The sequence below is a fragment of the Hymenobacter crusticola genome (assembly GCF_002154225.1).
Classification (GTDB): domain Bacteria; phylum Bacteroidota; class Bacteroidia; order Cytophagales; family Hymenobacteraceae; genus Hymenobacter; species Hymenobacter crusticola.
Genome location: NZ_MTSE01000004.1, coordinates 271865 through 286039, shown reverse-complemented (window position 1 = coordinate 286039; position 14175 = coordinate 271865). Strand labels below are relative to the sequence as shown.

Here is a 14175-nt window from a genome sequence, read left to right as displayed (position 1 = left end):
TCTACCAGTACATTTTTCAGCAAAACGCCCTAGGCTTCACAGACGGTCGGTTGCTCTTCTGCTTGCCTCAGTAGCCGTGCCATGCTGTGCGTATATAGTGCTTCATTCCGGCTTTAAAAGGCTAGCTTTTCAGAGCGCGCAACAAATGTATAATATTCGGCAATCGTGATATAATGTGAAATTATCGCTAATGTTGCAGCGCGCTTTTCAGCTCGGAAGGCACTTTTCCCTCGGACACGTAAGCACAAATACTGGCCAACATGGTTTGCTGGCATTATTTGTTTTCTTTACCCTCACAACCAATCCTTGATTACTGTACAATGGCTCTCACCCCTGAAATCCAGCAGAAAGTAAATACCTGGCTCACTGGCAGCTACGACGCCGATACCCAAGCCGAAGTTCGGCAGATGCTCGCCGATAATCAGGAAGACACACTCAACGATGCTTTCTACCGCGACCTAGAGTTTGGGACTGGCGGCCTGCGCGGTGTGATGGGCGTCGGTTCCAACCGCATGAACCGCTACACCCTAGGTATGGCCACGCAAGGCCTGAGCAATTACCTACTCAAGTCGTTCCCGAATCAAGAAATCAAAGTCGCTATTGCTCACGACTCGCGTAATAACAGCAAGCTGTTTGCGCGTATTGCCGCCGGCATTTTCTCGGCCAACGGCATTACGGTCTACCTGTTCGAAGACCTGCGGCCTACTCCAGAGCTGTCCTACACGATCCGCCACCTAGAGTGCCAGAGCGGTGTGGTTATCACGGCTTCGCACAACCCCAAGGAATACAACGGCTATAAAGTGTATTGGCAAGATGGCGCCCAGGTAGTATCGCCCCACGATAAGAATATCATCCAAGAGGTGAATGCCATTCACTCGGTAGATGAGGTAAAATTTGCCCCGAATGAGTCGCGCATCCACATGGTTGGTGCCGACATCGACGAGGCGTATCTCAACGAAGTGCAGAAACTCAGCATCAATCCGGCCGCTATTCAGCGCCAGCACGACCTGAAGATTGTGTACACGCCGCTGCACGGCACGGGTATTACGCTAGTACCTAAAGCTTTGCAACGCTTTGGCTTCACCAACGTGCACATCGTGCAGGAGCAGGCTACGCCCGATGGCAACTTCCCCACGGTGCAGTCGCCAAACCCTGAGGAGAAGGCGGCTATGCAAATAGCGCTTGACCAGGCCAAGCAGCTCGACGCCGACTTGGTAATTGCCACCGACCCAGATTCCGACCGTGTGGGCATTGGCGTGAAAAACCACAAGAACGAATGGGTGCTAGTAAACGGCAACCAGACGGCGGCGCTACTCACCCATTACCTACTCTCGGCCCGCGCGCAGGCCGGTAAGATGACCGATCAGGATTACATCGTGTACACCATCGTGACCAGCGACGTACTCGGTGATATTGGTCGGGCCCACGGCGTGAAGTCGTACCAGACGCTCACGGGCTTCAAGTACATTGCGGGTGTTATTCGCGAGCTAGAAGGCAATGCAACCTACATTGGCGGCGGCGAGGAAAGCTACGGCTACATGATCGGTGACTTCGTGCGCGACAAAGATGCTATTTCGGCCTGCGCCATGATTGCCGAAATGGCGGCCGTTGCGAAAGACAAAGGGCAGACTCTCTACGAAGCACTCGTGCAGATGTATGCCACGTATGGCCTGTACCAAGAAAGCCTGATTTCCTTAACTAAAAAAGGTCAGCGCGGCGCCGAGGAAATCCAAGAGATGATGCGCGACCTGCGCGCCAATCCACCCGCTACTATTGCCGGCTCACCAGTAGTCGAAGTTCGTGACTACCAACTAGGTCGTATCCGCAATGTGCGTACGGGCGAAGAGTTTCCGACCGGTCTGGAAAAGTCGAACGTGTTGCAATTCATCACCGAAGACGGCAGCAAGATTTCGGCCCGCCCCTCCGGCACTGAGCCGAAAATCAAGTTTTACTTCAGTGTAAAACACCCACTCGCGTCGGCCGTCGACTTCGACATGATTGACAAGAAGCTCACCGACCGTATTGGAGCCATCATTGAAGACATGCAACTGAAATAAGAAGCAGCCACATCTTTCATTTTTAGGAGCTAGGTTCTGCGGAACCTAGCTCTTTTTTGTGCCCAATTCTGAATGCGTACGACAAACTGAACTTGCAAGTCCAATCGACCTTCTTTTCTGATTCAATAAAGTACTACTCCTTCTAGTGGCATCAGGATTGATACAGCTGCAACTCAGCACTTCAGATAAGCTTATTTACTTTCTCTATTCCTTATTGATGAAATCTTACCTTTTAGCATTAACTCTCTGGCTGACCGCAGTAGGTGCTCATGCGCAGCGTACTGCCAAGGACTATGTTGTAACAGCCAAAGGAGACACCCTACGTGGTCAGGTTCAGTTGACCGGAAAGAACAATCAGATCGTTGTCCTTTACCGCCCCAATCAGGAACCTGTTCGTTTTACAGCAACCGATGCGACCAGCTATGGTGATGCTGCTGGCCCTGTCGGCGTAAGCAAGCGGGTAAGTGCATCCAGCAGCCCTCTGTTTGTGACGTCACTTGTTAGGGGGTATGTGAGTCTTTATAGTGGCCCAAACGCAGATGGGGCGCGGCGCTTCTACCTACAGCCCGCTGACTCAACCTACATTGCGGAGCTACCTCCCGTTTTTAGTCCACTTGTCTTGCTGCCACTGATGCCTAGCTGCCCAGCCCTCCGGCTTGAATATTCCGAAACATCGCGGGTGTATCCTTATACGCCTTCTGGTATGACGAAGCTGGTAATGGACTATAATGCTTGTCGTCAGCCGCAGCAGCCTAGCATTCCAACTCACCATCCGTATGGTCTGCATACTGCTTTTGGCCTAAAGGCAGGACTTAATGCCTCGAGCTTTACGACAGATACGGATCCTTTCGTTGGCAAACACCAAGATTTTATTGGCTATCAAGCCGGTGTCTTCTTCAGATTTTATAGCCAATCAAAATTCTCGGTGCTGATTGAACCTACTTACCTAGCACTACGGAGTGGATACGGCCCAGCCTCTCTGTACAACGGCTATGCGTATTACACCACAAACCAGCGCGCTTCTATTCACTACTCACAAGTTCAAATTCCGTTACTCTTCCGCTACACCACGGGGCACAGCAGCCTACGGCCGTTCGTGAATGGGGGCATAAGCTATGGCTTAAACTTCAGCAATCGTTCCGTCCGTAATTTTCACTACACCGCCGATAACAAGCAGGCTCCTGCACCCGCAGATGATAGCCGCCCCATTATGACTCCAGATACCCGGAGCGCAGGGCTAGTTGCCGGTGCCGGTCTGCTAGTATACCAGCCCGCTCTTCCCGTGGTAAGCGTTGAGTTACGTTTCGACCGGATGCTAGATAGCTTTGGTTCGTTATCGACGACCTATCACAACTCACTGCGCCTCGATTTGGGGATTATGTTCTGAGCACGTGCGCCTCAAATCTGCCGCTTCAACCGCACGGCCGTTGTGACCAGTTCCCCATCAGGACGCCGAATAATAAGGAGCAGCTGCCGGCCGTCGGCGGAATGAAACAGGCGACTCATTTGGGTGAGGGTGAGCCCAGCCGTTGGCAACAAGTTCACTGAGAGGATTTCGTCCTGCGCTTGCAAACCGGCTTGATCGGCGGGGGAGCTAGGTTCTACGCGTAAGATAAAGTAGCGCCGAAAGTTGGGGCCTGCGGCCAGCAGTTCGATGCCGCACATATCGTGTTCGAACGGGTCACGAAACAGGCTATTCGGTTGAAGCATCAAGCGGTTATGCGGATAGTCGATGATTAGCTCAAAGCGCTTAAGCAGCTCAAACCCAATATTACCGTTGCGCGGCACGTCGGAGCGAACTTGATCGGCATCGGGGAAAGAAGTAAGCAACGACGTTACTTGGTATTTGCCTAATTGCAGGTTGGCTACCCGACCTATGTAGCCATTAATGAAACCATTCAGCCCCCGGCCCAACTGAGAGCGAAGCCGTTTGGCGGGCACGGTCAGGCGCGGATCCGACTTGACTTCGAGCGACAGGGCATGGCCCGCCCCCGTGTCGAGTACAAACTTCAAGGGTAGCTTCAGGGTGTCCTCCAGGGCTACCGTAGTAGTAAGGTAAGCCTTGCCTCCTTCCAAAATAAGCGGGATGGAAGACCAGCGTTTGCTGCGGGGCGTTTTGTAATGAAGCGGGTCGTGCAGCTCTAGTTCTCCACTCTGCGGATGAATGCGCAGTACAAAGCTCTGAAATAAGTCGCTGCCAATAATACCGTGCATAGGCATGCCCACGTAGCCGGAAAGGTCAAGCACATCATCGGAAAGCACCAAAAACGATAGAATGGGGGCTTCCACCCTACCGAGGGTCACGCGTACACTATCCACTTGGTAGGCCTCTAAGCCTCCTTCGTTGCCGGCGCCCATCACCCGAAACCGCTCTTTCCGCCGTAGCCCTAGCTCATCGCGCAGCCGAGGCTCCGTGATGAGGGAAATATTGACACCGGTATCCAGCAAGAAATTGTAAGGCCCGCGCCCATTCAGCATCACCTGAACGATGATCAGGTTACGCTGCAATTCAAACGGCACTGTACTATGCCGGGTCTTGGCCTTCAGAAAGCGGAAGGCAGGTGGCTGCGCTTGCACGCTATGACACAGCAGCCACCCACTCAGCGCAACACAGGTGCTGAGTAGCCAACTGCGCCAGCGGAGGCCAGGCGCTGATAGCACAAACGACCAACAAGAACGCATACTGAGGGTGGAGTAGGGCGGGGAAGTTAGCTAAAAAACCACCACAACGCACGCTCAGTTCCCACTCAAAATCAAGCGGGTAATTCCCAATTTTCCTGCGGGCGGTAATACAACTTCCCGGCCTGAATAGCGAGTGGAGCGGCTAGGTTGTTATGGTAGAGCTGCCCCGTACCTAGGCCCTGCGGAAAGCCGGATTGCATGTAGGCACTGGCCAGTTGGCTCACGGCATTCAACCCGATGTTCGACTCCAACGCGGAGGTAAGCCACCAGCCAATACCCCGCTCTTCCGCGAGCGTCATCCACCGCCGCGCCGCCGCTAAGCCCCCCAGCAACGTAGGTTTCAGAATAATGTAAGGTGGCATAACCACGTCGAGCAAGCGGGTTTGTGCATCGGCATCGGTTACACCAATTAGCTCCTCGTCGAGGGCAATGGGAATAGGTGAAGTGCGACACAGCGCAGCCATTTCAGGCAATTGGCCAGCCCGAATCGGTTGTTCAATGGAATGTAATTCGAAAGGCGCTAGGGCAGCTAGCTTGGCGGGCGCCTCGGCCGGCGAGAAAGCACCGTTGGCATCTACGCGCAATGCTAGGCGTTCCGGACCTGCTACTGCCCGAATTTCAGCTAGCAGTTGTAGCTCCGTGGCAAAGTCTAAGCTACCAATTTTCAACTTCAGGCACGAGTAGCCCTCAGCGAGCTTGCTCTCAATTTGCTGTCGCATGAAGGCGGCATCGCCCATCCATACAAGTCCGTTGATGGGAATACCCGCTTCCCCCCGGCTAAAGGCGGTATCATACAGACGCCGCCGCCCGCCATTTGTCCAGTCCAATAGCGCAGTTTCGAGGGCGAAGCGCAGTGCGGGCAGGGTGGCGGGCACCAGCATTTGCACAGTTTCAAGCGATAAGCGAGCATACCTAGCTTGCGTCACTCGTTGGCACAAGCCAGCTACCAACGCTTCAAAGTCGGGGCGGTCGTCGGGGCTAAGGCCAGCCAAGGGTGCCGCCTCGCCGTAGCCCACCCACACGGCCTCCCGATCATCTTGAAGGCACAGGTAGTAAGCGGTGTGTTCGGTGAGAGCCCCGCGCGAAGTGCGAGCGGGAAAGTTGAAGCGCAAAGTGCGCTTAGAGTAGGAAAGCACAAGCATGCGAAGGCAACAAGGAAAACGAGAAAGCAGCAGATTTACCGTAACGTAGCTGCAAGCTAGGAGTTAAAAATAAACAAGCCCCTGCGCAGCGCGCAGAGGCTTGTTTATGTCAGCAGCGCCGCCAAGGCACCGCCGTTGCATCAGAAGTCGCTACTGGTTAGCACCGCCCTGGTTGCTCCGTCCGCGGCTTGCCTGGCCCCCCTTACGGCCGGCAGCGCGGGCTTCTTCTGATGTAAAACGGTGGCCTCGGCCGCTTTCGTGCGAAGCCTTTCCGCCCTCGCTAGCAATGCGTCGCTGCTCAGCAGGATCCATTGCAGCAAAGCCGCGTAAGCTCTTACCGGCGGGGCTCGTCTGGCCGTTCTTGCTATTTGTCTGACCGCCTTTGCGACCGGCATCTACTTGTTGCGTTGAGGTTCCTCCGCGCTGATTTTGTCCGTTCATGGCCATAGCTTGGTTCTTAGTTGTGGAATATGGAGCAGAGTGCTTAATCTTTCTAACGGTCAAGATAGAGCCTTGGCCGAGCAGATTGCCTATTTAAACCGGTATCATCCCTAAAATACCACATAGTACTTAGCACGCTCTCCGTAGTTGAGCTTAGTTTTCTGCGTTAAATACTCAGGCTCAACAGAAGAAATCACTTATCTCTTTGTTTTCTAGTCGCTTGTAGTTAATACGCAGGTTCTGCTCAGCATTTTTACCGGGCTACTCAAAACTCAGCCTTATTTTTAGGGTTACATATTCACGCACCTTATTGCTCGCTATATGGCTGTTTCTCTTGCTCCTACTCCAGCATCCGCTATGGTATCGGCTGCCTCTCTGTTAGAACGCTATCAGGCTGTGCGCCAGCAAACCGCCCGGCTGTGTCAGCCTTTGCTACCCGAGGACACCGTAGTGCAGCCGATGATTGATGTGAGTCCGCCGAAGTGGCACCTAGCGCACACCACCTGGTTCTTCGAAACTATGCTGCTGCGCGAGTACCAACCCGACTACAGCGTCTTTCACCCCGATTACGCTTATCTGTTCAACTCTTACTACAACTCGCTTGGCAGCCGCGTAAACCGCGCCGACCGGGGCACGCTCTCCCGACCAGCACTAGCCGACGTGTATCGTTACCGGGCATACGTGGACGAACACATGCAGCGGCTCCTAGGTCGCGCCGCCGAATTGCCGGAGTCCTTCGCCACCGTTTGTGAGCTAGGCCTGCAGCACGAGCAACAGCACCAGGAATTGTTGGTTACGGATATTAAATACATTCTGAGCACCAGTCCGCTCACGCCGGCTTATTTGCCCGCCCCCACCACACCACCTGCTACGCAGCCTGCGCCCCCTGCTGCCTGGCTGACGGTGCCCGGCGGCGTGTACCGCATTGGGTACGAAGGCGATGGATTTTGCTTCGACAACGAGCAGGCTCCACATGAAACGTACGTGGCCGATTTTGAACTGCAAAACCGCTTGGTGACCAATGGCGAGTTCCTGCAATTTGTCGAGGCGGGCGGCTACCACGACTTCCGCTACTGGCTCGGTGAAGGCTGGGACTTGGTACAGCGGGAGCACTGGCAAGCGCCCCTGTACTGGATGCAAAAAGAGGGAACATGGTTTCGCTTTACGCACCACGGCTTGCAGCCCGTGAACATGGCCGCTCCCGTCACGCACATTAGCTTTTACGAAGCCGATGCGTACGCCAACTGGGCCGGCCTGCGTTTGCCCACCGAACAGGAGTGGGAAATAGCTGCTCGCCGGTTTAATCCGGACACCTCCGAGGGCACATTTGTGGAAAGCGAACTATACGACCCGCAGCCCCTCGCGCCTGACGCAGACCCGACCCAATGCCACCAGTTGCTCGGAGATTGTTGGGAATGGACCTATTCGGCCTACCATGCGTACCCAGGCTATGAGCGCGCGGCGGGGCCTTTAGGGGAGTACAATGGCAAGTTTATGATCAATCAGCTCGTGTTGCGTGGTGGCTCTTGCGCGACGCCCGAGAGCCATATTCGTCCGACCTACCGCAACTTTTTCCACGCCGACAAACGCTGGCAATTCACTGGTATTCGCCTAGCTAGGTAACACTTCGATTGTGCTGGTTGGCTGCTGTGCTGAGTCCTTGAAATTACTTCTACCTAGAGACGCAAACAACTTATCGTCAACTACGTAAGTTACGCGCTCCTTCTGCCCCTCGCCCCCTTATGTCCTCCTTGCCTTCTCTGGATAGTAGCACCGCAACCCATCAACAAACTGAAGAGCTAGCCCGTCATGTTGCGCAGGGCCTGAACCGCTCCCCTAAAACCCTGTCGTCGATGTACTTCTACGACGACGAGGGAAGTCGGCTCTTTCAACAGATCATGGCGCTGCCGGAATACTACCCGACGCGCACCGAGTACCAGTTGCTGAGCACGCATAGCACAGCCATTGCCGATGCCTTGCGTGCCGCCGACGACACGCCGTTCTATCTGATTGAGCTAGGTGCCGGCGACGGACTGAAAACCAAAATTTTACTTCGATATCTGCTCACGGCAGGTATCGACTTTAGCTACGTGCCCGTCGATATTTCACCGGCTGCTATTGAAGGGTTGGAAGCAAGCTTACGGGTTGAGTTACCTAACTTGCGGGTAGAGCCCGTGATAACCGACTACGTGTCGGCGCTGCAACTGATGGCTACCAAACCCGGCCGCAAGGCCGTGCTATTCTTGGGCTCCAACATCGGTAACTTCTTCCCCGACGAACGGTTGGATTTTCTGCGGCAGCTCGCGCAGCCACTCTCGCCCGATGACCGCCTGCTCATTGGGTTTGATTTGCAGAAGGACCCGCGCCTGATTCGGGCCGCTTATGATGATGCGCAGGGCGTGACGGCGGCCTTCAACCTCAACCTACTCACGCGGCTCAACCGCGAGCTTGGGGCCGAGTTCGACCTAGCGCACTGGCGTCATTACACCGATTACGACCCGCTCGCGGGCGTGGTACGCTCGTTCCTTGTCAGCACGCGTGCTCAAACGGTGCCCATCGCGGCGCTGGATGCTAGCTTCGACTTTGCCGCTTGGGAAATTATTCATACCGAAAACTCTTACAAGTTCACGGCGACGCAAATACAAAATCTCGCTAAGGAAGCTGGTTTTCAAGTCTCCAACTTCTTCACGGACGCCCAAGAATATTTCGCGGATGTAATCCTGACCCCAACTACCTAGGTACCTTTTGGACAGAGATTATCTGTGCTTCTTACGCCGCTGGCAACTAATGAATGGCAAATAGCGAAGTAATTAGCCTTGCTTCCGGTTATGGAAATTTCGCCCCGCCGCCAGCGGCTATCGAGCGGGCCACGGCGGTTCTCCGGAGTGGGCAGTTGCCGATTTCTTCTATTGAAGGCTTACCGGCGCTGCGCGCTGCGCTAGCTGCTCGCTATGCTGCCTCATCGGTTTCTGCGGACCAAATTGTGGTTACGGCGGGCACGAAGCCGGCGCTTTTTGCTTTGTTGAAGGCGGTGCTCCGTCCTGGTGACGAAGTGTTGTTGCCTACACCCAACTGGTTTGGGTTTTGGAAACTCATTGAGCAAGCAGGTGGCATTGTGCGGCCATTGTCCCTCGCTGCCGCCGACAATTATGCGCTGCACCCTGCCACGCTGGAAGCTGCCCTCACGCCGCGCACCCGCGTGTTGCTGCTTTCCAACCCCAACAACCCGACGGGCCGTGTGTATCACCGCACCGAGCTCGACGCCGTGCTGGGTGTCACGCGCCAGCACCCGGGTTTGTTCGTCCTGTCAGACGAAATCTACAACTTCATCACGTTCGGCGCCGAGCCCGTTCCGTCACTGCTCGACTGGGCCGATCCGCTCGGCCAACATCTGGTCGTAAATGGCTTCTCGAAGTCGTTGGCCTTAATTGGTTGGGGGGTAGGCTACCTAGTAGCGCCCGCCACTTTGGCTCGGGCTTGTGCGGCGTGGCAGTTCAGCACGGCCGCGGCCGTGCCCGTCCCCAACCAGCTAGCGGCCCTAGCTGCAACAGAAAGCGCATCTGCTATTGCCAGCCAATTGCTGGCTCAGCTAGCCGCTAACCGCACTCTTTTGCTCAATGGCCTCGCATCGTTGCCCCAGGTATCCTGTTCAGCACCCGAGGCAACGTACTACGCCTTCCCTGACTTCACAGCCTACATCGACCCCAGCTTATCGCCCGAGGCAGCCTCAGCTGCGTTTGTGGCGCGACTGCAAGCGGCAGGCGTGGGCGTCGTAGATGGGGCTACCTGCGGCGCGCCTGGGTTTGCCCGGCTGTCTTACGCCGTGCCTACAGGTGATTTGCAGGAAGCCTTGTACCGTCTGCGCAACGAATTGCAGTAACCCATTGCCCCACCAACGAACCTAGCTCTGCACCGGCAACGTCCGCGTGGTAGTGTTGCGCCCAGCTGTACCGGGCACTCGCGCTACGAGCTAGCACAAGCGGCTTCTTCTGGCTGTCGTACCTTTGCCTTCCACCCTTTCCTCTTACGATGCCCCTTGCCACTATTCGCCAGCATATAAAGCCGACGCTGCTCTTGGCGTACCCAGTTGTATTAAGTCAGTTGGGCCACGTGATGGTCAACGTATGCAATAGTGTCATGGTAGGTCGCCTAGGCGGATCGTTGCCGTTGGCCGCCGTTTCGCTGAACATCAACGTCAGTACGGTGGTGATGGTGTTGGGCATGGGCTTGTCCATGGGAATTACGCCGCTCGTGGCAGCCGCCAATGGCGAGGGCAACGTACGGCGACTCGGCGAGTTGCTCGTGAATGGGGTGTTACTGAGCGGCCTAGGTGGCTTACTGCTGAGTGCCCTAGGGTTCCTAGTCACGCCGCTGCTACCTTATTTTCACCAACCCGCTGCCGTAGTAGCGCTTACCACTCCTTTTATACGAGTTATTTTTCTGTCGTTTTTCCCGTTGATGGTATTTCAGGGCTTCCGCCAGTTTGCCGAAGGCCTAGGGTTGACGCGCCAAGCCATGCAGCTTTCTATTCTGGCCAATGTTATCAATGCCTTGCTTTGCTACGTATTGATCTTTGGGCACTTCGGCGCACCAGCAATGGGCATGATGGGCGCCGCCTGGGCCACCCTCACGGCCCGCATCATTATGGCGGTGCTCATGGGAGCCTACGTGCTGCGAGCCGAGCGGCTGCGGCCCTACCGCGAAACTATTACAAGTTGGTTTCACCTGCGGGGTACCACGTTACGGCACCTACTAGGCCTAGGTCTCCCTATCGGCCTGCAAATGATGTGTGAAGTAGGCGCTTTTAGCTTCTCGGGTATTATGATTGGCTGGCTCGGAGCTGCCGCCATGGCAGCGCACCAGATTGCCATCAACGTGTCGTCGGTTACGTACATGGCGGCGGGAGGTGTGGCCGCTGCCGCTACCATTCGGGTTGGCAACTTGCGGGGGCTAGGTGATGCCGAAGGTGCTCGGCAGGCAGGCTTTACAGCGTACGCGCTTACGTTCGTCTTTATGGCCATGATGGGCTTAGTATTGATTAGCTGCCGCCAGCTGATTCCCTATTTCTACAATCCTCATCAGGATCCGACCGTGGTGGCCCAGGCTGCCACCCTACTTCTGATTGCTGCTTTATTTCAAATCTCCGATGGCTTGCAAGTAGTGGGCTTAGGGGCGCTCCGGGGCTTGCAAGATGTAAAAGTACCTTCCCTCGTTGCGTTACTCGCCTACTGGGTCGTTGCCTTGCCGCTTGGCTACGGCCTAGGGTTTGGCCTGAAGCTAGGTAGCCTGGGCGTCTGGATTGGCTTGCTGGCGGGGCTTACCACAGTGGCGGTCGTGCTCTTGTGGCGCTTCCGCCAGCACAGCGCTGTTGTGCCGCTGATGAACGAAGCACCTGTGGTAGTGCGTTAAGGCGTTATTCTTGCTAAAAGGCCCTTGTTCCTTTTCGCATCAACGGCCTCTCACACGCCCTTTTCCATGTTCTTCTTTTCTTTTCTAGCCCCGATACTTGTTGTTAGCCATTTGCTGCAAGGCCCCGGCCAAGGCACGCAGACCACTCCCCCTGGTGCGGCGCCAGGCACCTTCGTGTGGTCACCAACCCGACCGCTGACCTGGGATGATTTCAAGAGCAAGCCCACCCCTTCTGATAGACTAGCCGCTCTTACCTCGGCTAATATCGATGTGCAGGCCGCTTGCCAAGACTTCAAATTTGCCTCTACCGTGCGCGCCGTCTTTATCCCGACGGAGTCGTGGGTGCGCGAGGCCACCAAGGCCACCCCGAATCTGTTACGCCACGAGCAGCTTCACTTCGATATCACGGAGCTTTACGCCCGCAAGCTCCGCCAGAAGATCAGTCTAGCTAAGTTCGACTGCCAACACCTGCAACCGCGCTTCAAGAATACGACGAACGCTGTGTTTGCCGAGTGGCAAAAAGAAGAGGCGCGCTACGACCAAGAAACCAACCACGGCCTTGCCGCCGACCGCCAGAAAAGTTGGGAAATAAACATTCAAAATCAGCTCACCCAGTTCGCACAGTTTGCGGCCAAATAATAGCTAACTCAAGTAAGAAGGCGCCTCGGCGCGTTCGTCGTTGCGCGGGAGAAGCTGTATGTTTGGCTCCTCTACACCAACGATGAACGCGCCGAGACGTCTTCCTACTCCACATGAACGCATCTTCCGAGCTGATTTCCTGGGCTGATTTTGAACGCATTGATCTACGCGTAGGCACCATCCTAGAAGCACGCGAGTTTCCGCAGGCCCGCAAGCCTGCCTACCAACTACTCATCGACCTAGGTCCTGAGCTGGGCACAAAGCGCTCCAGCGCCCAGATTACGCACCACTACCAGCCCGCCGATTTGGTCGGGCGCCAGGTGCTCTGCGTCGTCAACTTCCCGGTTAAGCAGATTGGCCCTTTCCGTTCTGAAGTACTCGTAACCGGCGCCCCCGACGCCGCTGGGCACATTGTGCTGGCCACGCTGGCCGCAGCCGTGCCCAATGGCAGTCGTCTGGCCTAGGTGCTACCGGCTTGGCTACTTCTTCTCTTCCATCTTCATTTCCCGCATCGACAGGCTGTCGATAACGTCGCCATAGATCTTATCTAGGTCTTTATCGTGCACGGCGTAGTAGCGGTAGCTTTGGTAAAAAGCCGAGTCGGTGGTTTCGTAGCGCCAAAAAAGGTCGCGCCGCAACTGATTGAACATAGCCCGTGCCGAATCGGGTGCCAGACGCGAAGCTTCCACCCGCGCCTCAGCTAGGTGTAGGTTCGTTAATAAGCTGGTCATCTTGTCTTTGGGCAGCAGTAGCTGCGGGCGCATGGGCTCATCCGGACGCTGACACTGCGTGAAAGCCAAGGTGAGCAGCACGCTCAAAAACAAACACAAACGGGTGGGGAGGTTTTTCACAGTCGCAAAGTTAGCCAGAAGCCGTAGCTTAGTCCTAATGAATCCGCAACCTGGCTCACCACTTCAACAACTTGTTCGCAAGCTGCGGCAACTAGAGATACGCATTATCAAAACGGTGGATGCGCAGCTACAGGGTGATTTTCACTCAGTGTTCAAAGGCACCGGGCTGGAGTTCGACGATGTGCGCCTCTACCAGTACGGCGACGAAGTGCGCGCCATCGACTGGGCCGTGTCTAGCAAGGGCCACGGCACGTTTGTGAAAACCTATAAAGAGGAGCGCGAACAATCTGTGATGCTGCTTCTCGATGTGAGTGCCTCTCAAAATATTGGGGCGGCGGGGCGCCAAAAGCTAGATGTCGGCCGCGAAATTTGCGGGCTACTTGCTCTCACCGCCGCTCGCCAGGATGCCAGCCTAGGTATCGTGGCTTTTTCCGACCAGAAGGAGCTGTATATGGCGCCCGGCAAAGGCATTCGCCATGCGTATGCGCTTATCAAACAGCTATTTGAGCTACAACCTAGGTCGCCGCGGACGGCAGTGGGCGCTGGCATCAAGCAGGCCCTTGGCTTGCTCAAACGCCGCAGCATTGTGCTGCTGATTTCCGATTTTATCGACGTCAATTATGAGCGGGAGCTGACGATGCTCGCCCGCAAGCACGACCTGATTGTGGTACAGCTCCTGGACCAGCGCGAGCGGGAATTTCCGCCGCTTGGTATCATTCCACTGTTCGACCAGGAATCGGGGCGCACAGTGTGGGTAAATACTTCGTCTGAGAAGTTTCGGACACGTTACCGCGCCACCTATGAGCAGAACCGAGAGCAAATTGGACAGATCTGCCGCCGTCACCGCACCGAATTCCTATCCATTGCCACCGACACCGATTACGTACCTCAGCTGGTGAGTTTGTTTCGGCGGCGCAATCAGCGGGGTGGCCGTGGCTAAGCCTACCCGAAGAA

The 14175-nt window shown here is 55.6% G+C and carries 13 protein-coding genes; 9 read left to right on the top strand and 4 right to left on the bottom strand.

What is annotated here, in order from left to right:
- Window positions 1-320: 320 nt before the first annotated feature.
- Both BXP70_RS10415 and BXP70_RS10410 read left to right on the top strand, forming a co-directional pair.
- Window positions 321-2057, top strand: coding sequence for a phospho-sugar mutase (locus tag BXP70_RS10415; RefSeq protein ID WP_086594004.1), 1737 nt, complete (start codon window positions 321-323; stop codon window positions 2055-2057).
- A 217-nt stretch (window positions 2058-2274) separates the two neighbouring features.
- Window positions 2275-3444, top strand: a complete 1170-nt coding sequence (locus tag BXP70_RS10410) for a porin family protein (protein WP_143436448.1) — start codon at window positions 2275-2277, stop codon at window positions 3442-3444.
- An 11-nt stretch (window positions 3445-3455) separates the two neighbouring features.
- On the opposite strand, the gene BXP70_RS10405 is transcribed toward BXP70_RS10410, so the two are convergent.
- The 3 genes from BXP70_RS10405 to BXP70_RS10395 form a co-directional block, all read right to left on the bottom strand.
- Window positions 3456-4739, bottom strand: coding sequence for an aspartyl protease family protein (locus tag BXP70_RS10405; protein WP_086594002.1), 1284 nt, complete (start codon window positions 4737-4739; stop codon window positions 3456-3458).
- 71 nt (window positions 4740-4810) lie between these two features.
- Entirely contained in the window at window positions 4811-5881 is a 1071-nt protein-coding gene (locus BXP70_RS10400) for an o-succinylbenzoate synthase (protein WP_086594001.1), read from the bottom strand.
- Between the two features lie 150 nt (window positions 5882-6031).
- The gene (locus tag BXP70_RS10395) at window positions 6032-6328 is read right to left on the bottom strand and encodes a KGG domain-containing protein (RefSeq protein ID WP_086594000.1); all 297 of its coding nucleotides are present in this window, start codon (window positions 6326-6328) and stop codon (window positions 6032-6034) included.
- Window positions 6329-6643: 315 nt separating this feature from the next.
- Between BXP70_RS10395 and egtB the strand changes: the two genes are divergently transcribed.
- The 6 genes from egtB (at window position 6644) to BXP70_RS10365 (ending at window position 12834) form a co-directional block, all read left to right on the top strand.
- Window positions 6644-7945, top strand: coding sequence for an ergothioneine biosynthesis protein EgtB (gene egtB / locus BXP70_RS10390; protein ID WP_245849594.1), 1302 nt, complete (start codon window positions 6644-6646; stop codon window positions 7943-7945).
- 119 nt (window positions 7946-8064) lie between these two features.
- Window positions 8065-9060, top strand: coding sequence for an L-histidine N(alpha)-methyltransferase (gene egtD, locus BXP70_RS10385; RefSeq protein WP_086593998.1), 996 nt, complete (start codon window positions 8065-8067; stop codon window positions 9058-9060).
- Between the two features lie 53 nt (window positions 9061-9113).
- A complete protein-coding gene (locus tag BXP70_RS10380; RefSeq protein WP_086593997.1) occupies window positions 9114-10202 on the top strand; it encodes a pyridoxal phosphate-dependent aminotransferase in 1089 nt (362 codons plus the stop codon).
- Between the two features lie 149 nt (window positions 10203-10351).
- Complete coding sequence (locus BXP70_RS10375; RefSeq protein WP_086593996.1) at window positions 10352-11731, top strand: MATE family efflux transporter; 1380 nt, start codon at window positions 10352-10354, stop codon at window positions 11729-11731.
- Between the two features lie 66 nt (window positions 11732-11797).
- Window positions 11798-12370, top strand: a complete 573-nt coding sequence (locus tag BXP70_RS10370) for a DUF922 domain-containing protein (RefSeq protein WP_086593995.1) — start codon at window positions 11798-11800, stop codon at window positions 12368-12370.
- 113 nt (window positions 12371-12483) lie between these two features.
- Window positions 12484-12834, top strand: a complete 351-nt coding sequence (locus tag BXP70_RS10365) for a tRNA-binding protein (RefSeq protein ID WP_086593994.1) — start codon at window positions 12484-12486, stop codon at window positions 12832-12834.
- A 15-nt stretch (window positions 12835-12849) separates the two neighbouring features.
- On the opposite strand, the gene BXP70_RS10360 is transcribed toward BXP70_RS10365, so the two are convergent.
- Window positions 12850-13221, bottom strand: a complete 372-nt coding sequence (locus tag BXP70_RS10360; RefSeq protein ID WP_143436447.1) for a DUF4296 domain-containing protein — start codon at window positions 13219-13221, stop codon at window positions 12850-12852.
- Window positions 13222-13258: 37 nt separating this feature from the next.
- Here BXP70_RS10360 and BXP70_RS10355 point away from each other — a divergent pair, with 37 nt between their 5' ends.
- Window positions 13259-14161, top strand: a complete 903-nt coding sequence (locus BXP70_RS10355) for a DUF58 domain-containing protein (protein WP_086593992.1) — start codon at window positions 13259-13261, stop codon at window positions 14159-14161.
- Window positions 14162-14175: the final 14 nt, after the last annotated feature.